General features: G+C 62.4%; 17 protein-coding genes. 5 read left to right on the forward strand and 12 right to left on the reverse strand.

Annotation, left to right across the window (positions count from 1 at the left end):
• Positions 1–4: 4 nt before the first annotated feature.
• From tcyL to AC0R79_RS02280, 3 genes are all read right to left on the reverse strand, one after another.
• A complete protein-coding gene (gene tcyL / locus AC0R79_RS02270) occupies positions 5–670 on the reverse strand; it encodes a cystine ABC transporter permease (protein ID WP_007952735.1) in 666 nt (221 codons plus the stop codon).
• Positions 670–1,470 (reverse strand): cystine ABC transporter substrate-binding protein, encoded by an 801-nt coding sequence (gene tcyJ, locus AC0R79_RS02275; protein ID WP_230734714.1) that lies wholly within the window; start codon positions 1,468–1,470, stop codon positions 670–672. Before tcyJ ends, tcyL begins: the two co-directional genes overlap by 1 nt.
• 305 nt (positions 1,471–1,775) lie before the next feature.
• Positions 1,776–2,780 carry a D-cysteine desulfhydrase gene (locus tag AC0R79_RS02280; protein WP_474733017.1) on the reverse strand — a complete coding sequence of 335 codons (1,005 nt, stop codon included), beginning with the start codon at positions 2,778–2,780 and terminating at the stop codon, positions 1,776–1,778.
• A gap of 190 nt (positions 2,781–2,970) precedes the next feature.
• Between AC0R79_RS02280 and epsC the strand changes: the two genes are divergently transcribed.
• Together epsC and betT are read left to right on the forward strand one after the other, a co-directional pair.
• Positions 2,971–3,897: a serine O-acetyltransferase EpsC gene (gene epsC / locus AC0R79_RS02285; protein WP_007952730.1), complete on the forward strand. Its 927-nt coding sequence runs from the start codon at positions 2,971–2,973 to the stop codon at positions 3,895–3,897.
• Between the two features lie 288 nt (positions 3,898–4,185).
• Positions 4,186–6,147, forward strand: a complete 1,962-nt coding sequence (gene betT / locus AC0R79_RS02290) for a choline transporter BetT (protein ID WP_162831787.1) — start codon at positions 4,186–4,188, stop codon at positions 6,145–6,147.
• A gap of 23 nt (positions 6,148–6,170) precedes the next feature.
• Here the strand turns inward: betT and AC0R79_RS02295 are convergent, their stop codons facing one another.
• Positions 6,171–6,431: a hypothetical protein gene (locus AC0R79_RS02295; protein WP_007952727.1), complete on the reverse strand. Its 261-nt coding sequence runs from the start codon at positions 6,429–6,431 to the stop codon at positions 6,171–6,173.
• Between the two features lie 191 nt (positions 6,432–6,622).
• A complete protein-coding gene (locus AC0R79_RS02300; RefSeq protein ID WP_375744881.1) occupies positions 6,623–7,660 on the reverse strand; it encodes a LacI family DNA-binding transcriptional regulator in 1,038 nt (345 codons plus the stop codon).
• 206 nt (positions 7,661–7,866) lie between these two features.
• Here AC0R79_RS02300 and AC0R79_RS02305 point away from each other — a divergent pair, with 206 nt between their 5' ends.
• From AC0R79_RS02305 to mgrA, 3 genes are read left to right on the forward strand one after another with little or no spacing between them, the layout of a single operon-like run.
• Positions 7,867–10,092, forward strand: a complete 2,226-nt coding sequence (locus AC0R79_RS02305) for a TonB-dependent receptor (protein WP_474733019.1) — start codon at positions 7,867–7,869, stop codon at positions 10,090–10,092.
• Between the two features lies 1 nt (position 10,093).
• Positions 10,094–11,413, forward strand: a complete 1,320-nt coding sequence (locus AC0R79_RS02310; RefSeq protein WP_459795488.1) for an LLM class flavin-dependent oxidoreductase — start codon at positions 10,094–10,096, stop codon at positions 11,411–11,413.
• A 39-nt stretch (positions 11,414–11,452) separates the two neighbouring features.
• On the forward strand, positions 11,453–12,490 hold the full coding sequence (gene mgrA, locus AC0R79_RS02315) for an L-glyceraldehyde 3-phosphate reductase (RefSeq protein WP_127796610.1): 1,038 nt from the start codon (positions 11,453–11,455) through the stop codon (positions 12,488–12,490).
• Positions 12,491–12,544: 54 nt separating this feature from the next.
• Here mgrA and tauD read toward each other — a convergent pair whose 3' ends face one another.
• From tauD to AC0R79_RS02350, 7 genes are all read right to left on the reverse strand, one after another.
• Entirely contained in the window at positions 12,545–13,387 is an 843-nt protein-coding gene (gene tauD / locus AC0R79_RS02320; protein ID WP_127796611.1) for a taurine dioxygenase, read from the reverse strand.
• Between the two features lie 57 nt (positions 13,388–13,444).
• Positions 13,445–14,284 (reverse strand): taurine ABC transporter permease TauC, encoded by an 840-nt coding sequence (gene tauC / locus AC0R79_RS02325; protein ID WP_127796612.1) that lies wholly within the window; start codon positions 14,282–14,284, stop codon positions 13,445–13,447.
• Positions 14,281–15,075, reverse strand: coding sequence for a taurine ABC transporter ATP-binding subunit (gene tauB, locus AC0R79_RS02330; RefSeq protein ID WP_011331959.1), 795 nt, complete (start codon positions 15,073–15,075; stop codon positions 14,281–14,283). Before tauB ends, tauC begins: the two co-directional genes overlap by 4 nt.
• 16 nt (positions 15,076–15,091) lie before the next feature.
• The gene (gene tauA, locus AC0R79_RS02335) at positions 15,092–16,069 is read right to left on the reverse strand and encodes a taurine ABC transporter substrate-binding protein (protein WP_007952702.1); all 978 of its coding nucleotides are present in this window, start codon (positions 16,067–16,069) and stop codon (positions 15,092–15,094) included.
• 317 nt (positions 16,070–16,386) lie between these two features.
• Entirely contained in the window at positions 16,387–17,970 is a 1,584-nt protein-coding gene (gene gshA, locus AC0R79_RS02340) for a glutamate--cysteine ligase (protein WP_474733024.1), read from the reverse strand.
• 214 nt (positions 17,971–18,184) lie between these two features.
• Positions 18,185–18,568: a PaaI family thioesterase gene (locus AC0R79_RS02345; protein WP_474733026.1), complete on the reverse strand. Its 384-nt coding sequence runs from the start codon at positions 18,566–18,568 to the stop codon at positions 18,185–18,187.
• Positions 18,568–20,892, reverse strand: a complete 2,325-nt coding sequence (locus tag AC0R79_RS02350) for a Tex family protein (protein ID WP_474733028.1) — start codon at positions 20,890–20,892, stop codon at positions 18,568–18,570. The genes AC0R79_RS02345 and AC0R79_RS02350 overlap by 1 nt, the downstream gene beginning before the upstream one ends.
• Positions 20,893–20,913 lie beyond the last annotated feature (21 nt).

The raw sequence follows: 20,913 nt of genomic DNA on the forward strand, positions 1-20,913 counted from the left end.
GGGGTCAGGACTCCTGGTCGTGCCGATTGACCCGCTCTTCCAACTTGTTCTGGAAGTGCGACAGCACCGTGGCCAGAATCCAGTAGATCAGCGCGGCGGCAAGATACATGGTGAAGACTTCGAAAGTCCGGGCGGTAATCAGCTGTGCCTGACGGAACAGCTCCGGCACCTGAATGGTGGCGGCCAGTGCGGTGTCCTTGACCAGCGAAATGAAGCTGTTGCCCAGCGGCGGCAAGGCCGTGCGCATCGCCTGCGGCAGGATGGCCCGGCGCAGGGTCTGTGCGCGGGTCATGCCGATGCTCGCAGCGGCTTCCCACTGGCCGCGTTCGATCGAACCGATCGCGGACCGCAGGATTTCACAGGCGTAGGCGGCCATGTTCAGCGAGAAGCCGATCAGTGCCGCCGGCAGCGGGTCGAGTTCCATGCCCAATTGCGGCAAGCCGTAATAGATCACGAACAGTTGCACCAGCAACGGCGTGCCGCGAAAGAACGACACGTAGATGCGGGCCAGCCAGCTGACCGACTTGAAACGCGACAGGCGCATCAACGCCAGGCCAAAGCCCAGCAGCAGGCCGAAGAACATGCCGCCGAGGCTGAGGATTACCGTGTAGTACGCGCCCTTCAACAGGAAGGGCGCGGAGTCCAGAGCGAGTTGGAAAGCTTCTTCCATTATTTGGTGACGTCAGCGTTGAAGTATTTCGTGGACAGCTTCTCAAGAGTGCCGTCGGCACGCAGTTCGTCGAGGGCCTTGTTCACGGCGGCCAGCAGTTCAGGCTCGCCTTTGCGCAGGGCAACACCGGCTTCCTGACGCGAGAAGGCTTCACCGGCAGCGACGGTTTTCGGCGCTTTCTTGGCGTATTCCAGTGCCGCCAGACGGTCGATCAGGATCGCGTCGGTACGGCCGTTGTTCAGGTCGGCGAACTTGGTCGGATCATCGTCGTAGGTGCGAACGTCGGCACCCGGCACGTTGGCGCGGACCCATTGTTCGTAGTTGGTGCCCAGACCCACGCCGACTTTCTTGCCGGACAGGTCAGCGGCGGATTTGATGTTCAGCGCGGCGGCCTTGTCTTTCAGCACCAGCGCCTGAATCCCGGAAACGGTGTACGGCTCGGAGAAGTCATACTTCTTCTTGCGCTCTTCGGAGATGGTCACTTGGTTAACCACGACGTCCAGACGCTTGGATTCGAGGGCTGCGAGGATGCCGTCCCATTTGGTCGGCTGAATCTTGGCCTTCACGCCCAGCTTCTTGGCCAGGGCTTCGGACAGCTCGACTTCGAAACCCGACAGCTTGCCGTCGGCATCGACGAAGCTGAACGGTGGGTAAGTGCCTTCCAGGCCGACGTTGATAACGCCTTTGTCCTTGATCTGTTGCAGTTGCTCACCGGCAACCGCCTGCCCCAGCAGACCGGCGCTCAGTGCCAGGCCCAGCGAACCTACCAGCAGATTTCGACGTAGTGCGGAAAGAATCATGACAAGCCCCTGTGTTTTCTTATGGAAGACGCTTAAGGAAAGTTGGCGAATCCGGGAATTGGACGACAGCGCTATCCTGCCTTAAAGCAGCTTATGCGTCTCTCGCGAAATTCGCCTGCGGCGAGACTATATGACGGTTCTTTTAGAATGGAAAATAATGAATTTTCCATTTGTTATTCTTGTGTGGAATATGTGTTTTTCGTATTTCGGTTGATCCCACACGCTGCGTGGGATCGCTTCAACGGCGGCAAGGGACGCGGAGCGTCCCGGGCTGCATTCCCACGCAGAGCGTGGGAACGAGTGCATCAGAGAAAGTCCTTGTACGCGAACAACGCCGGGGCGCCGCCGGTGTGCAGGAAGATGATCGGGCCGTCGTCGAAACGCCCGCGACCGATGCCGTCGAGCATCCCGGCCATGGCCTTGCCGGTGTATACCGGATCGAGCAGCACGGCGTCCTGACTCGCCAGCAGCTTCACCGCCGCCAGGGTTCCGGCGTTCGGCTCGCCGTAGCGCGGGCCGAAGTATTCGTCCCACAACTCGACCTTGAAGCTGTCCGGCAGCACCACACCCAGCAGGTCGGCGGTGCGTTCGGCCAGGCCCTGGACTTTCGGACGCTGATCTTCTTCGCTGCGCGAGACGGTCACGCCGATTACCGGCAGTTGCGGCAGGGCTTCGCTCAAGGCCAGCGCCAGACCGCTGTGAGTGCCGGCGCTGCCCGAGGCCAGAACCACGGCGGAGAATTGCAGGCCGGTGTCCTTGATCTGCTCAGCCAGCTCCAGACCGGCGCGCACGTAACCCAGCGCACCGAGGGCGTTGGAGCCACCGATCGGTACCAGATACGGCTTCTTGCCGTTGCTGCGCAGGCGCACGGCGAGGGCGGCCAGTTGTTCGTCGGCGTTGTCGAGGTTGTCGACCAGCTCGACCTTGGTGTCGAACAGGTCCAGCAGCAGGCGGTTGCCGTTGCCGGTGTAGTTGCTGTCGTCGGTGCCCAGCGGGTTCTCCAGCAGGGCCACGCAGCCCAGACCCAGTTTCGCGGCCAGCGCGGCGGTCTGGCGAACGTGGTTCGATTGCAGTGCGCCGGCGGTGATCAGCATGTCCGCGCCTTGGGCGAGGGCATCGGCGGCGAGGTATTCGAGCTTGCGCAGCTTGTTGCCGCCCATGGCCAGCGGCGTCAGGTCATCGCGCTTGATGTAGACATCGCGGCCGAGCCAGGTGGACAGGCGCTCGAGTTTTTCCAGTGGGGTCGGTTGGCCGAGCAGGTCGAGGCGGTTAAAGCGATCCAGCTGTTGTTTGATCGGTTGTGTGGACATGGTTCCGTACTGATGCAAGGAGATGTCAGGACTATAGGCACGCCGATTTACCGGGGCAACCGCCAATCGCTTATAGCCAAATGTGCTTAGCCCAGCACTATCGGTTCTTAATTCGCGCCCGTGGGGTTGCCGTAAAGTAGTCGCCGTTGACGCGGCCAGACAGTCCGGCCGCCCGTGAGGAGTCTTTACCGTGAGCGAGCGTTCCAGCCATTGGCAATTGCAGACCATAGTCAGCCAGCTGCGTACCGCGCGGGATCAGTGGCGGGCACAAAATGGCCGTGCTTCCGGCGAGCAGGGCGGACGCGAGTTGCCGTCCCGTGATGCGATGGCGCAAATCCTTGAAGCCCTGTGCGGCGCACTGTTTCCGATGCGGCTGGGCCCGGTGGATCTGCGTGAGGAAAGCGAGGATTTCTACGTCGGCCATACCCTCGACGTCGCGCTGAATGCATTGCTGGCTCAGGCACGACTCGAACTGCGTTACGTCGCCCGTCACAGCGCCCAGGCCGATACCGAAGTCGAGGCGCAGGCGATCAGGATCATCCAGGATTTCGCCCTCGCGTTGCCGGGCTTGCGCAGCCTGCTCGACACCGATGTGCTGGCCGCCTACCACGGCGATCCGGCGGCGCGCAGCGTGGATGAAGTGCTGCTGTGCTATCCGGGGATTCTGGCGGTGATTCACCATCGTCTGGCCCACCATTTGTATCGCGCGGGCCTGCCGCTGCTGGCGCGGATCAGCTCGGAAATCGCCCACTCGGCGACCGGCATCGATATTCACCCGGGCGCGCAGATCGGCCGCAGTTTCTTCATCGACCACGGGACCGGCGTGGTGATCGGCGAGACCGCGATCATCGGCGAGCGCGTCAGGATTTATCAGGCGGTGACCCTCGGCGCCAAACGCTTCCCGGCGGACGAGGACGGCCAGTTGCAGAAGGGCCATCCACGCCATCCGATCGTCGAGGACGACGTGGTGATCTACGCCGGGGCGACGATTCTCGGGCGGATCACCATCGGCAAAGGCTCGACCATCGGCGGCAACGTGTGGCTGACCCGCAGCGTGCCGGCCGGGTGCAACCTGACTCAGGCCAACCTGCAGCATGATGACGGGACGCAGAAGTAATTTTTCTGTCTGATCGTTCCCGCGCAACGCGGGAACGATCGTCCTCGCCACAGCGTCATACCCCCTCTTGAGCTAGCGTACGAAAGGTACCGCTGAGCCCTGCGATTAGTCCTGAGCGTACTATCCATGTTTAACTTGAACGTTCATTCAAGTTAAACCGGCGGTTCGCTGCCCGCTCACAACAGGAGGCTTGCCTTTGCTGAGTCCGATCATTTCAGCCATTTTCCAACCCCTTGAGGTGCACCGTTCATGAGTGCATCGTCCACCCCCGCCAGCGGTCTGGTGCGCATGAATCCGCCGGTGTTCTGGTTCGCCGCGACGGTGATCCTGCTGTTCGGCCTGACGGTCATCGCCATGCCGGAACAGGCCGGCGCCTGGCTTCTCGAAGCGCAAAACTGGGCGGCCAACACGGTCGGCTGGTACTACATGCTCGCGATGACCCTGTATCTGGTCTTCGTGGTGGTCACCGCGTTATCGGGCTACGGCAAGATCAAGCTCGGTGCCGACCACGACGAACCCGAATTCAGTTACCTGTCCTGGGCCGGCATGCTGTTCGCCGCCGGGATCAGCATCACGCTGTTTTTCTTCTGTGTGTCCGAGCCGCTGACCCACATGCTCCAGCCGCCCCAAGGCGAGGCCGGCACCGCGGAGGCGGCGCGTCAGGCGATGCAGATTCTGTTTCTGCACTGGGGCCTGCACGGCTGGGGCGTGTTCGCCTTCGTCGGCATGGCGCTGGCGTATTTCGCCTATCGGCATAACCTGCCGCTGGCCCTGCGTTCGGCGCTGTACCCGCTGATCGGCAAGCGCATCAACGGCCCCATCGGCTACGCGGTGGACGGCTTCGGCATCATCGCCACGGTGTTCGGCCTCGGTGCGGACATGGGCTTCGGCGTGCTCCATCTCAACTCGGGTCTGGACTACCTGTTCGGCATCGCCCACACCCAGTGGATTCAGGTCGGCCTGATCACGCTGATGATGGGCGCGGCGATCATCGTCGCCGTCTCGGGTGTGGATAAAGGCGTGCGGGTCATGTCCGACATCAACATGCTGCTGGCCTGTGCGCTGCTGCTGTTCGTGTTGTTCGCCGGCCCTACCCAGCATTTGCTCAACACCCTGATCCAGAATCTGGGCGACTACCTCGGCGCGTTGCCGATGAAGAGTTTCGACCTCTACGCCTACGACAAGCCGAGCGACTGGCTCGGCGGCTGGACGGTGTTCTACTGGGCCTGGTGGATCGCGTGGTCGCCGTTCGTGGGCCTGTTCATCGCACGGATTTCTCGTGGCCGGACCATCCGCGAATTCGTCTTCGGCGTGCTGCTGATTCCGCTCGGGTTCACCCTGGCGTGGATGTCGATCTTCGGCAACAGCGCCATCGACCAGGTGCTCAATCACGGTATGTCGGCGCTGGGTATGTCGGCCCTCGACAACCCGTCGATGACCCTTTACCTGCTGCTGGAAACCTACCCGTGGAGCAAAACCGTCATCGCGGTAACGGTGTTCATCAGCTTCGTGTTCTTCGTCACCTCCGCCGACTCCGGCACCGTAGTGCTCTCGACCCTGTCGGCCAAGGGCGGCAACCCGGATGAAGACGGTCCGAAATGGCTGCGGGTGTTCTGGGGTGCGATGACCGCGCTGGTGACCAGTGCGCTGCTGTTCTCCGGCAGCATCGATGCGCTGAAGTCGGCGGTGGTGCTGACCTCGTTGCCGTTCTCGCTGATTCTGCTGCTGATGATGTGGGGGCTGCACAAGGCGTTCTACCTGGAGTCGCAGAAGCAGATCGCGCAACTGCATTCGCTGGCGCCGGTGTCCGGCTCACGGCGTGGCAAGGGCGGATGGCGCCAGCGTCTGAGCCAGGCCGTGCACTTCCCGTCGCGCGACGAGGTGTACCGCTTCATGGACACCACGGTGAAACCGGCCATCGAAGAAGTGACGGCCGTGTTTGCCGAGAAAGGCCTGAACGTGGTCACCCAACCGGATCCGGCGCACGACAGCGTCAGTCTGGAAATCGGTCACGGCGAGCAGCACCCGTTCATTTATCAGGTGCAGATGCGCGGCTATTTCACGCCGTCGTTTGCCCGTGGCGGCATGGGCTCCAAGCAGCTCAACAATCGCCGCTACTACCGCGCCGAAGTGCATCTGAGCGAGGGCAGTCAGGACTACGACCTGGTCGGCTATACGAAAGAGCAGATCATCAACGACATCCTCGACCAGTACGAACGGCACATGCAGTTCCTGCATCTGGTGCGTTGATCGGGGCAGGGCGCCGGGACGATTCAGGTCTCGGCGCTCAGCACCATGAACAACACCATCGCCGCCAGCGGCACGCCATACACGGCGCTGCCGATCGCAATCTCCGAACCCAACGGCTGCCCGGCGTGGACCACGCCGACCGCACCATTGATCACCGTCAACGCCAGCCACAACGCCGCGAAGCCGTAGGCCAGCGTCTGCCGACTGAAGCCGATGCGCTCGCCGATGTAGAACATCAGCGCCAGCAGGATCAGGCCGAAGAAGATGATGATTGCGGTGTGCATGGGGAGGCCTGCGGCATAGTCGGTGTTTGGTCGGGCGCCTTCGCGGGCAAGTCGCACCGCCGCTCCCACAAGTGTTCTGCGTCCTCCACAGATTCTGTACGCAACACAGAACCTGTGGGAGCGGGCTTGCCCGCGAAGGCGCCACCTCGGTTTCATTTAGAGCATAGCCAAACCCGCCCACGCCACATTTGTCAGGTGCTTTCTCGCTCGATGACTTGGCATTGCAGCAGATTCAACCGCTGCACCTCCTCGCTCGGCAACACGCCAAGGCTTTCCAGCACCCGCGTTGCCGCCAGTACGCCGATCTCCAGCGCGGGCGGTTTGATGGTGCTCAGGCTTGGCAGCAGCATCTCGGCGAACGGGTAGTCGCCGAAGCCGAGGACGGCGCAGTCTTCTGGGATTTTTAGGCCGGCGCGTTGCCCGGCGAGCAGGCCGCCGGCGGCGAGGTTGTCGTTGGCGAAGATGATGGCGTCCGGGCGCGGTGAGGCATTCATCAGCGCTTGCATCGCTTGCTTGCCGGCCTCGAACGGGGCGCGATCGGCGTCGGGTGCGAATACCCAGGGCTCAAGTCCTAGCTCACGCACGGTCGCCGCATAGCCGTCACGGCGTTCCAGTGCGCTGAAGTCGCCGGGTGCGCTGTTCTGCACGAACGCGATGCGTCGATAGCCTTTGCCGTGCAGATAACGAGCGGCGCTGACACCCACTTCGAAGTGCGAAAAGCCGATCTGCATCGGCTCGCGATCCGGTTGGTAATCCCAGGTTTCGATCACCGGGATATCCGCTTCGGCGAGCATCTTTTCCGTGCCCGCGCTATGGAAATGACTGGTGACCACCAGCGCCGCCGGCGACCAGCCGAGGAACGCCCGCACGGCGTTTTCTTCCTGCTCGGTGCTGAAGTAACTCGAGGCCAGAAGCAGCTGATAACCGTGGCGGCTGAGGGTGTCGCTGAAACCCTGAATGGTGTTGGCGAAGATCGGCCCGGAGATGTTCGGGATCACCATGCCGACGATTTTCCCCCGCGCCGAGGCGAGCCCGCCGGCCACCAGATTCGGTACGTAACCCAGTTCGGCGACCACGGCCGCGATCCGTTCGCGACGTTCGGGCGAGACCTGTTCCGGCTGGTTGAAGTAGCGCGATACCGTGATCGCCGAAACACCAGCCTGGCGCGCCACCGCGTTGAGGGTCACGCGACCGGCGCCACGGCGTTTGCGGGGCTTTTCTTCGCTCAAGGCTCGATCCTTCTTAAAAACCAAAACGCATATAAAAGTAATTTTTCAGTATTGGACGGTCTATGTCCGGCTTGCCAATACTGGCGATGTTAGCGCTAACAAAGCGCGTTGTCTGCTACTCGCTCGAGCGAATGCCCAAGACACCGAGACAGGCGCTGTCGTCGCAGAACGGCAGCGGTTCAGGGCAACTTTTCGAGCGGGCAAATATGCACAACATTCCTGGGGCGACACACAAACTGGCGCAATCGATCCGCGCTGCGGGCTGGCTACTCACCGGGCTGGCCGCGCTGCCGCTGCCCGCCGCGTTCGCCGCCGACAGCACCGATCAGGAGCCGACACTCAAGTCCGTCACGGTCACCGCTACCCGCCGCGAAGAGTCGCTGCAAAAGGTCCCGGTGGCGGTGTCGGTGATCGACGGCGAGCAGCTGGAACGCGATAACCGCAACAGCGTGGCGAGCATCGTCCAGCAAGTGCCGTCGCTGAATTTCCGCACTGGCGCATCGAACAAGGACACCTCGTTGTTCGTGCGTGGCGTGGGGACGATTTCCACCTCGCCGGGCGTCGAGCCGACCGTGGCCACGGTAATCGATGGCGTGGTCTACGCCCGTCCCGGCCAGTCCACTCTCGATCTGTTGGACCTGGAGCGCGTCGAAGTCCTGCGCGGCCCGCAAGGCACGCTGTTCGGCAAGAACGCCTCGGCCGGCGTGCTGAACATCACCAGCAAGGCGCCGACCGCCGAGACCCATGGCTACATTGATCAGTCGTACTACAGCGGTAACGAAAGCCGTACCCGTTTCGGCATCGGCGGCAGCCTGATTCCGGACACGCTCAAGGGCTCGATCAGCACCTTGTTCGGCAGTTACGACGGTAACGTCGACAACAAGCACAACGGTCAGGAGGTCAACGGTTACAACCATCGCGGCGTGCGCGGCAAACTGGAATTCACTCCGAACGACGACATCACTTTCACCCTGATCGCCGACTACATGCAGTCCCACGATGACGGCCCCAACGGCGTAGTGACCAAGGCTCTGACCCCGGCCTTCGCCAATGCGTTGAGCCCGGTCGGCGCGACCAGCCACAACCGCGACATCAACACCGACACCCGTACCCACGTCGAAGACACCAACAAAGGCCTGTCCGGCCAACTCGACTGGCAACTCGGCGATTACACCCTGACCTCGATCACCGCGTGGCTTGGTTGGGACAACACCCAGTATCAGGACGGCGACCGCCTCGGCACGGTGACGACTGCGTTCCCCGGCACGGCGGACAAGGGTGACCTGGCCTTCGACCAGTACTCGCAGGAGCTGCGTCTGGCGTCGCCGAAAGGCGAGTTCCTCGAATACGTCGGCGGCCTGTTCTACATGCACGGCAAGGATGAAGAGACCTATCAACGCACCCTGACCACCACCACACGAACTGACCGCGGCGTCGCCGATTACAGCACCACCAGCGACAGCTACGCGGTGTTCGGCGAAAGCACGCTGAACTTCACCTCGGACTTCCGTGGCATCGCCGGCCTGCGCTACACCCACGACGATCTGGAATACGATCACCGTCGCGTCTCCACCTCCGCCACCACCGTCAGCGGCATTCAGCCAGCCACCCGCAGCTCCGGTTCGGTGGACGAGGATGGCTGGTCCGGCCGCCTCGGTTTGCAGTACGACCTGAGCGATACCGTCACCACTTATCTGACCTACTCGCGTGGCTACAAAGGCCCGGCCTACAACGTGTTCTTCAACATGCAGCCGCGCGATACCGAAGCGCTGAAACCGGAGACTTCCAACACCTGGGAGGCGGGGATCAAAGCCTCAAGCTGGAACAATCGCCTGACCACCAACCTCGCGGTTTTCCACAGCGACTACGACAACTACCAGGCGAACTTTTTCGACACCGTCGCCGGGCAAGTCGTAACGCGTCTGATCAACGCCGGCAGCGTGAGCACCGAGGGCGTGGAACTTGATTTCGCCCTGCAGGCGACTCAGCAACTGAAGTTCTCCGGTGCGCTGGCCTACACCCGTGCTCGCATCGACGAGTTCGCCTGCCCGGCGGGCGCGGCGGCGTCGTGCAACGTCAATGGCAAACCGTTGCCGTTCAGCCCGGACTGGAAAAGCTATGTGCGGGCCGACTACACGATCCCGCTGGATAACGGCCTGGATATCGAACTCGGCACCGATTACAGCTGGCAGAGCGAAGTGCAGTACGACATCAGCCAGAACGCCGACACCAAGCAAGGCGCCTACGGTCTCTGGAATGCCAGCGTGGCTCTGGCCGATTACACCAATGGCTGGCGCGTGGCGTTACTCGGCAAGAACCTCACCGACAAGTCGTATTCGCCATTGCTCGCCAGCGGTGGCAACTACATCTACCGCGCTGTGCCTCGCGACGACGAGCGCTACTTCGGCGTGCAACTGCGCAAGGACTTCTGAGATGAGCAGACAGCTGAAACTCGGCGCGTTCCTCATGGCCACCGGGCACCACGTCGCCGCGTGGCGTCACCCGGATGTGCCGGCCAACGCCGGGCTGGATTTCGCCCATTACAAACGCCTGGCGCAGATTGCCGAGGCAGCGAAGTTTGACACCTTGTTCGTCGCCGACAGCGTCGCCGCGCCAACCCAGGACATTGCCAGCCGCATGGCTCGTTCGGATCACTTCGAACCGCTGACCTTGCTCTCGGCCCTGAGCGCAGTGACCGAGCACATCGGCCTGATCGCTACCGCCACCACCAGCTACAACGAGCCGTACCACGTGGCGCGTAAATTCGCCTCCCTCGATCACCTGTCGGGCGGACGAGCGGGGTGGAACCTGGTGACCTCGGACAACGCCGCCGAAGCGCAGAATTTCGGCCGCGACGAACACATCGGCCACGCCGAACGCTACAGCCGCGCCCGGGAATTTCATCAGGTGGTGACCGGGCTTTGGGACAGTTGGCAGGACGACGCCTTCATCCGCGACAAGGCCAGCGGCGCGTATTACCACCCGGAAAAACTGCACGTGCTGAATCACGTCGGCGAGCACTTCAAGGTCAAAGGCCCGCTGAATGTCGCGCGTTCGCCACAGGGTCAGCCCGTGATCGTGCAGGCCGGCTCGTCGGAAACCGGGCGTGAACTGGCGGCGCAGACGGCCGAAGTGGTGTTCACCGCGCAGACCTCGCTGGCCAGCGCCCAGGCGTTTTACGCCGACCTCAAGGGACGCTTGCCGAAGTACGGACGCAGCGCCGATTCGCTGAAAATCATGCCCGGCGTGTTTGTCGTGGTCGGGCAGACGGAAGCCGAAGCGCAGGAAAAATATGAAACGTTTCAGCAATTGGTCGAACCCGAGGTTGGCGTCGCCCTTCTTGGGCGTATGCTGGGCAACTTCGATCTGTCGAAGTACCCGCTGGACGGGCCGCTGCCGGAGTTGCCGCTGACTGACAGCGGCCAGCAAAGCCGACAGAAACTGCTGACCGAACTGGCCGGCCGGGAGCATCTGACCCTGGCCGAACTGGGTCGCAGAATCGCTGGCGGTCGCGGGCATTACAGCGTCGTCGGCACACCGGCGCAGATTGCCGACCGTTTGCAGGAATGGTTCGAGCAGGGCGCGGCGGATGGCTTCAACGTGCTGGTGCCGCACCTGCCCGGTGGGCTCGAAGACTTCGCCAATGGCGTGGTCCCGGAACTGCAACGGCGTGGGCTGTTCAGAACCGAATACGAGGGTCGGACCTTGCGCCAGAACCTTGGCCTTGCCCGGCCCGGCAACAGATTTGCGTAGCAATCGACACCCGATTCAAGACCGACAAGAGAGGATTCGATGACTTACACCGCTGCCGAGAATCGCTACAACTCCATCCCTTACCGCCGCGTCGGACGCAGCGGTCTGGTGCTGCCGGCGCTGTCCCTTGGCCTGTGGCACAACTTCGGCGACAGCACGCCGATCGACACCCAGCGCTCGTTGCTGCGCACGGCGTTCGATCTGGGGATCAACCACTTCGACCTGGCCAACAACTATGGCCCGCCCTACGGCAGCGCCGAGATCAACTTCGGCCGTCTGCTGCGCGAAGACTTCAAGCAGTATCGCGACGAACTGATCATCTCCAGCAAGGCCGGCTGGGACATGTGGCCCGGCCCTTACGGCCAGGGCGGCGGCTCGCGCAAATACGTGCTGGCCAGCCTCGACCAGAGCCTGCAACGCCTCGGTCTGGACTATGTGGATATCTTCTATTCGCACCGCTTCGACCCGGACACCCCGCTGGAAGAAACCGCGAGCGCCCTTGCCACTGCGGTGCAGCAGGGCAAGGCGTTGTACATCGGCATCTCTTCGTACTCCGGGGTGAAAACCCGCGAAATCGCGGCGTTGCTCAAAGAGTGGAAAGTGCCGCTGCTGATCCATCAGCCGGCGTACAACCTGCTCAACCGCTGGGTGGAAAAGGATCTGCTCGACACCACCGACGAACTCGGCACCGGCGTGATTGCCTTCACTCCGCTGGCGCAAGGTCTGCTGACCGACAAATACCTCAACGGCGTGCCGGCGGATGCGCGGGTCAATCGTCCGGGCGGTGGTTCGTTGCTGTCTTCGCACTTGTCCGAGGCCAACATTGCTCATGTGCGGGCGTTGAATGAAATCGCCAAACGTCGTGGGCAGAGCCTGGCGCAACTGGCGTTGGCGTGGACGCTGCGGGATCCGCGAGTGACCTCGGCGCTGATCGGCGCGAGTCGGCCGGAGCAGATTATCGAGAACGTCGGGGCGTTGAAGAATCTGAGCTTCAGTGCTGAGGAATTGGCGGAGATTGACCGGTTTGCCCAGGAGGGCGGGATCAATCTTTGGGAGAAGCCTTCTACGGCTGAGTAACGACACACTGATGATCGTTCCCACGTAGAGCGTGGGAACGATCAACGTAAAGGCTCAACGAAAAAACGGTACATCCCCCAACACCGTAGCCCGCTGCATCACCCGCCGCGCCGGCCGGTAGTCATCCACCGCGTAATGCTGCGTCACACGGTTGTCCCAGAATGCAATGTCATCCTTCTGCCAGCGCCAGCGAATGGTGAATTCCGGCCGCGTCGCATGCGCGAACAAGAACTTCAACACCGCTTCGCTCTCGGTCTCCGACAGCTCATTGATCTTCGACGTGAACCCTTCGCTGACGAACAGCGAACGCCGTCCGCTCACCGGATGCGTGCGAATCACCGGGTGCGACAACGGTGGATTCTTGCGCCGTGCCGCTTCCCACTGCGCCAGTGCTTCCGGCGTGTTGCCGTAGCGTTCCAGCGGAAACGAGCGGGTGAAATCGTGAGTCGCGGTCAGCCCTTCGAGCAGCGCTTTCATCGGCGCCGACAGCGCTTCATACGCGGCAATCCCGCTGGCCCACAATGTGTCGCCACCGAATTCCGGCAACAGCTTGGCGCTGAGCACCGCGCCCATGGCCGGGGTCGGCAAGAAGGTCACGTCGGTGTGCCAGATCGCGTTGTCGCGCACGTCGGTGACAGCGGTGTCGAGGATCAGCACTTCCGGCTGTTCCGGCACGTTCGGGTAGATCGGGTGAATGTGCAGATCGCCAAAGTAGGCTGCGAAACGCGCTTGTTGCGAAGGCTCGATCGGCTGATTGCGGAAGAACAGCACCTGGTATTTGAGCAGTGCCTGCTCGATGGCGTCGCGCTGTTCCAGGTTCAGCGGCTGGCTGATGTCGACGCCGCTGATCTGTGCGCCGAGGGCCGAGCTTAACGGGGTGATGTTCAGGCTGCTCATGGTGGTTCTCTTCAATTCCGGGGCCCCGAAACTGTCGGGGTAGTCAGTGCTGAAAAATCAGTGGGCCTGGCCGTGCCACGGCACCAGTTTGCGTTGCAGGGCGCGCAGGCCCATTTCCATGGCGAAGGCGATCAGGGCGATGACCAGAATCCCCAGCACCACCACATCGGTGACCAGGAACTGCGCAGCAGACTGCACCATGAAGCCCAGGCCGCTGGTGGCCGCGATCAGTTCGGCAGCGACCAGCGTCGACCAGCCGACACCCAGACCAATGCGCACACCGGTCAGAATGTCCGGCAGGGCGCTTGGCAAAATTACGTGGCGGATCAGTTGTGCGCGAGTGGCGCCCAGCGACTGTGCGGCGCGCAATTTGGCCGGGTCGACGGTGCGCACGCCGGTGGCGGTGGCGATCGCGATCGGAGCGAAAATCGCCAGATAGATCAGCAGCACTTTCGACAACTCGCCGATGCCGCACCAGATCACGATCAGCGGCAGATAGGCGAGTGGCGGAATCGGCCGGTAGAACTCGATCAGCGGATCCAGCACGCCACGGGCGATGCGGTTGGCGCCGATGGCAATGCCCACCGGCACGGCGGTCAGAATCGCAAAACCGAGGCCCAGGCCGATGCGGCTCAGACTGGCGCCCAGGTGCTGCCACAACGTCGAATCCATGTAGCCCGTGGTCGCCAGCAACCAGCCTTTTTGCAGCACGGCGGACGGTGGCGGCAGGAACAACGGTTCGATCAGGCCGGTGGCCGTCACGGCCCACCAGATCACCAGCAACGCGAACAGGGTCAGCAGGCTGATCCAGCGTGTGCTGAGGCTGCGGCGTACGGGAATCACCACCGTCGTGGCGGCGGGTTTTACTGCGGTGGCGGAAACGTCGTAACTGCTCATGCGCGCTCCTGCCGCTGAACGGCGCTGCGTTGCGAGAACACTTTGGCGAGCACGTGTTCGCGGGTTTCGATGAAGCGCGGATCGGACTTGATCGCCCGCGCCGATTCGCCGGCGGCGTAGCGCTGGCCGAAGTCGAGGTGCAGACGCTCGACGATCTGCCCCGGATTCGGCGCCAGCAGAATCAGGTCAGTGGCGAGGAACACCGCTTCTTCAATGTCGTGGGTAATCAGGAACACCGGTTTGGCGGTGCGTTGCCAGACTTGCAGCAACAGCTCCTGCATCTGTTCCCGGGTGAAGGCGTCGAGGGCGCCGAAGGGCTCGTCCATCAGCAATACGCGCGGATCGGCTGCGAGGGCGCGGGCCAGGCCAACACGCTGCTTCTGGCCGCCGGAAAGCTGCCAGATCCGACGATGTTCAAAACCGGAAAGGTCGACCAGCGCGAGCATTTCCCGCGCGCGCTGTTCGCGTTTGTCCTTGGCCACACCGGCCAGTTCGAGACCGAAGGCAACGTTGGCCAGCACGTCCTGCCAAGGCAGCAGGGCGTCGTCCTGGAACACCACGCCGCGCTCGGCGCTCGGGCCTTTGACCGGCACGTTGTCGAGGGTGATACGGCCGGCGCTCGGTTCGACGAAGCCGGCAATCAGGTTCAACAGCGAAGTCTTGCCACTGCCGGACGGGCCGAGGGCCACCAGCAATTGCTGAGGGCCGAGGGTCAGGGAAATGTCGGACAGTACCGGTTCCGGGCTGCCGGGGTACTGTGCGCTGATGCGCTCCAGCTGTAGCAAGGCCATCGCAATTAACTCCCGATCAGTTGGTGATGTACTTGGCGCTGACGTACGGCGCGTAGTCCGGCAGTACCGCTTCGACCTTGCCTTGCTCCTTGAGGAACGCAGCGGTGTCGGTGATGGCTTTGGTGGTCGGCGCGCCGAGGTCACTGACCTGATCCGCTGCCAGCGGGTAGACGTTGCCTTGCAGCAGCAATGGGATGTCGCTGGCCTTGGCGCCCGAGAGTTTCACCAGCTTGTCGACGTTGCTCTGATTGGCCAGCCAGGCTTTCGGATCCTTGCGGTAGTCGGCGTAGGCGTCGAGGGTGACCTTGGCGAACGCGGTGACGATTTCCGGGTGCTTCTCGGCGAAGTCCTTGCGCACGATCCAGGCGTCGAAGGTCGGCGCGCCGAACTTGGCAAGTTCACCAGACGTGATCAGCACTTTGCCGTTTTCCTTGGCCACACCCAGCGCCGGATCCCAAACGTAGGTGGCGTCGATGTCACCGCGTTTCCACGCAGCAATGATCGCTGGCGGGGCGAGGTTGAGGACGGTGACTTTCGACGGGTCGATGTTCCAGTGCTTCAGCGCGGCGAGCAGGCTGTAGTGACCGGTGGACACGAACGGCACGGCGATTTTCTTGCCGACCAGATCCTGCGGTGTCTTGATGCCGGAGCCGTCGCGGGCAACCAGCGCTTCGGCGGCGCCGATCTGGGTGGCGATGAGGAAGGTTTCCACCGGGACTTTGCGGGTGATTGCGGCGGTCAGCGGGCTGGAACCGAGGTAGCCGATCTGCACGTCGCCGGAGGCGATGGCGGCGATGATGTCGGCACCGTTATCGAACTTGCGCCAGTTGATGTCGGCCTTGGTGGCTTTCTCGTAGGCACCGTCGGCCTGGGCGACTTTCGCCGGGTCAACGGTGGTCTGGTAGGCGACGGTGAGGTCGGCGGCCTGAGCCAGGAAACTCGCGGCAGCCAGAGAGGCCACGGCCAGCAGGCGAAGCGGGAAATTCAGTTTCATTGAAGAGCTCCATATCAGGCGACCGAGCGTCGGCGTGAAAGGAGACTAAATGATCTAAGAATCTAAAAATAAATAACTTTTTAGAATGAGCTTATGAGCGGAAAAATCTAAGGGAGGGAACGTGATAGTTGGGAGAGAAGGCGATAGTTCCCACGCTCTGCGTGGGAATTCAGTGTGTGACGCTCCGCGTCACTGGGACGCAGAGCGTCCCTTGAGGCATTCCCACGCAGAGCGTGGGAACGATCATCAGCGTGAGGCGTTACCACACAGGCGGTTCGATGCCTCGACGTGGGAACGATCAATCCAAAGACAAACGATCAGTTACTGATCGCCAAAATGCTCGCCTGATACGACCCGACAAACACATCGAAATCGCCCACCTCGTTCTGCTCCAGCTCAGCCTGTTGCGCCAGCGAAGAGCGCGCCAGTTCCTCAAACTTCGCCTGTTCCTCAGCCGCCAACGGCTCGCTGCGGAAGAACTCGGCATGGGCCTGGCTCTGGCGCAGGGAGAATTGCGCGAAGCTTTCCTTGTGCGCGGCCATGGCTGCCAGCACCTGGGCCGAAGGCGTCAGGGACGAATCCTTGACCTTGGCCAGTTGCGCATCGAGCGCCTTGCTGTGGGCATCGCCGCCGTGGCTTTGATCCAGCAGCGCCGCCAGCGGAGCGATTTTTTCCAGCAGTTCGGCGGCCCATTCCTTCAGCTCGACCGGTTGGCCGTCGCGCTGTAGTTGCAGGCCCGGACGGCGACCTTCCTTGACCACGCTGAGGAAGTTGGAGGTGGCGTTGCCGCAGGAGTTGTTGGTCAGCAGCGGGCTTTCGTTCAGCGCGCAGTACAGCAGGAACGCGTCGAGGAAGCGCGACTCGGTGAGGTCGATGCCCATCGGCAGGAACGGGTTGATGTCCAGGCAGCGCACTTCGACGTACTGAATGCCACGGGCCATCAAGGCCTGGATCGGCCGCTCGCCGGTATAGGTCACGCGTTTCGGGCGGATGTTCGAGTAGTACTCGTTTTCGATCTGCAGAATGTTGGTGTTCAGTTGCACCCACTCGCCATCCTGGTGCGTGCCGACTTCGACGTACTGCGCGTATGGCGTAGCCACCGCTTTGCGCAGGCTGTCGGTGTAGCTCGCCAGGTCGTTGTAGCAAGGGGTCAGGCCGGCCTGGGCGTTGCTCTGGTAACCGAGGTCGCTCATGCGCAGGCTGGTGGCGTAGGGCAGGTACAGGGTGTCCGGATCCAGCTGTTCCAGCTGGTGCGCACGACCGCGCAGGAAACCGGCGTCCAGCGCCGGCGAAGCACCGAACAGGTACATCAGCAGCCAGCTGTAGCGGCGGAAGTTACGAATCAGCGCGATATAGGACGACGACTGGAAATCCCGGTCGGTGCCGACGAAGCCTTCGGCTTCTTTCAGCAACGGCCAGAGCTTTTCCGGCAGGGAGAAGTTGTAGTGAATCCCGGCAATGCACTGCATGGTCTTGCCGTAACGCAGGGCCAGACCCTTGCGGTAGACGTACTTGAGCTGACCGATGTTGGAGGTGCCGTAATAGGCGATCGGGATGTCTTCCTCGGCCGGCAACGGGCACGGCATCGATGGACTCCACAGGTACTCGTTGCCGAGCTTGCTGTAGGCGAAGCGATGAATCTTGTCCAGGCTCGCCAGAGTATCGGCAGGGTCTGGCAGGGCGGGCGTGATGAACTCCAGCAGCGACTCGGAATAGTCGGTCGTGATCTGTTCGTTGGTCAGCGCGGAACCCAGGGCTTCAGGGTGCGGCGTTTGGGCCAGGCGGCCTTCGCCGGTCACGCGCAGGCATTCACGTTCGATACCGTGAAGGCACTGCTCAAGCAGAGAGAGGTTAGCGCGCTCGCCGAGCAGAGCCAGGCGGCGGTTGAGAAGTTCGCTCAATTTGGATTCCTTCACGCGTCAGTCGCCCCAATATGGGGGTGGGCAGGACGGTCTACAAGGGTGAAGTTGAAACTGGCGTTTTCGCCTGGTTTTCGGGCCATGAAAGCCCCATTGGAAACGCCAACTTCAGTCCCTGAATCTGGCAGACGCGGGCGAGGAAAACTCCGACGCTGCGATCACAGCGCCGAAATTAACTCAAAATGATGAACAACATCTACAGGACAGCGAACGTGCCTTGCGCTTTTGCGACCAGTTTGTCGCCCTGCATCACGTCGGCTTCGACCACCAGTGTGCGCCGGCCCGGGTGGATCACCCGCGCCGTGCACATCACCTCGCCCTCGGAGACGGCGCGGATGTAGTTGATCTTGCACTCGATGGTTGCGCTCTGCTGGTCGAAGCCGTGGGTGCTGGAACAGGCCAGCCCCATGGCGATATCCACCAGACTGAACAGCACGCCGCCGTGCAGCTTGCCGCCGCGATTGCGCAGTTCGGGTTCCAGCGCCAGGGCGACTTGCGCCACCCCGGTTTCCAGGCTGTGCAGGCGGCAGCCCAACAGCTTGAAAAACGCGCTCTCGACGAGCCCGGCCGGAATATCCATCAGCGTTTCTTCAACTGCTTGGCGTTGGCAAACAGCGACGCCATGGCGTTGTTCGCCGGAGCCGCCGGGGTGCTTTCCTTGCGCGGAGCCGAACCCTGCGACTGGCGTGGCGCCGAGCCCGGACGCGAGCCACGGGCACCGTCGATTTTCTCGCCCGGGGTGTCGCTCATGCGCATCGACAGGCCGACGCGTTTGCGCGGGATGTCGACTTCCATGACCTTCACTTTCACCACGTCACCGGCCTTCACCGCTTCGCGCGGATCCTTGATGAATTTCTCCGACAGCGCCGAAATGTGCACCAGACCGTCCTGATGCACGCCGATGTCGACGAACGCACCGAACGCGGTCACGTTGGTCACCACGCCTTCGAGGATCATCCCCAGTTGCAGGTCCTTCAGGTCCTCGACGCCTTCCTGGAACTCGGCGGTCTTGAACTCCGGACGCGGGTCGCGGCCCGGTTTTTCCAGTTCCTGCAGGATGTCGGTGACGGTTGGCAGACCGAAAGTCTCGTCGGTGAATTTCTTCGGATCCAGACGCTTGAGGAACGAGGCGTCGCCGATCAGCGAGCGAATGTCGCGGTCGGTTTCAGCGGCGATGCGTTGCACCAGCGGATACGCTTCCGGGTGAACGGCCGAGGAGTCCAGCGGGTTGTCGCCGTTCATCACGCGCAGGAAGCCGGCGGCCTGTTCGAAGGTTTTCTCGCCCAGACGCGCGACTTTCTTCAAGGCGGCGCGGGTCTTGAACGCGCCGTGTTCGTCACGGTGAGTCACGATGTTCTGCGCCAGGGTTGCGTTGAGGCCGGAGATCCGCGCCAGCAGCGCCACGGAGGCGGTGTTGACGTCCACGCCGACGGCGTTCACGCAGTCCTCGACTACGGCGTCCAGGCCGCGCGCCAGTTTCAGCTGCGACACGTCGTGCTGGTACTGGCCGACACCGATGGATTTCGGATCGATTTTCACCAGTTCGGCCAGTGGATCCTGCAGGCGCCGGGCAATCGATACCGCGCCACGGATTGACACGTCCAGATCCGGGAATTCCTTGGCTGCCAGCTCCGATGCCGAATACACCGATGCGCCGGCCTCGGACACCATGACCTTGGTCATTTTCATCGCTGGGTATTTTTTGATCAGCTCGATGGCCAGTTTGTCGGTTTCACGGCTGGCGGTGCCGTTGCCGATGGCGATCAGGTCGACCGAGTGCTTGGCGCACAGAGCGGCCAGAATGGCGATGGTCTGATCCCATTTGTTGTGCGGCACGTGCGGGTAAACCGTGGCGTGATCCAGCAGTTTGCCGGTGGAGTCGACCACCGCAACCTTGCAACCGGTACGCAGGCCAGGGTCGAGGCCCAGGGTGGCGCGCGGGCCGGCCGGGGCGGCCAGCAGCAGGTCGTGCAGGTTGTGGGCGAACACGTTGATCGCTTCGGTTTCGGCGCCATCGCGCAGCTCGCCGAGCAGGTCGGTTTCCAGGTGGGTGTAGAGCTTGACCTTCCAGGTCCAGCGCACCACTTCGCCGAGCCATTTGTCGGCCGGACGGTTCTGGTTCTGGATGCCGACGTGCTGGCCGATCATGCCTTCGCACGGGTGCAGGGTGCCCGGCAGCTCTTCGCCGACTTTCAGCGCGGAGCTGAGAATGCCTTCGTTGCGGCCACGGAAAATCGCCAGCGCGCGGTGCGACGGCATGCTTTTCAGCGGTTCGTCGTGTTCGAAGTAATCACGGAATTTCGCGCCTTCCTCTTCCTTGCCGGCGATCACGCGGGCACTGAGGGTGGCTTCCTGCTTCAGGTAGGTGCGCAGTTTTTCCAGCAGGTTGGCGTCTTCGGCGAAGCGCTCCATGAGGATGTACTTGGCGCCTTCGAGCGCTGCCTTGACGTCGGCCACGCCTTTTTCGGCGTCGATGAAGCGCGCGGCTTCGGCTTCCGGGGCAAGTGACGGTTCGTTGAACAGACCGTCGGCCAGTTCGCCGAGGCCGGCTTCCAGGGCGATCTGGCCCTTGGTGCGGCGCTTCTGCTTGTACGGCAGGTACAAGTCTTCGAGGCGGGTCTTGGTGTCGGCGAGTTTGATTTCGCGCTCCAGCTCAGGGGTGAGTTTGCCCTGCTCCTGGATGCTGGAAAGAATGCTGATGCGCCGTTCGTCGAGTTCTCGCAGGTAGCGCAGACGCTCTTCCAGATGACGCAATTGGGTGTCATCGAGGCTGCCGGTCACTTCTTTCCGGTAACGGGCGATGAAGGGAACGGTAGAGCCTTCATCGAGTAGCGCGACGGCCGCTTCGACCTGTTGTGGGCGTACGCCGAGTTCCTCGGCGATGCGGCTGTTGATGCTGTCCATAAAACCACCTGACAAATTGTG

The sequence above is a fragment of the Pseudomonas sp. HD57-3 genome, assembly GCF_056113135.1.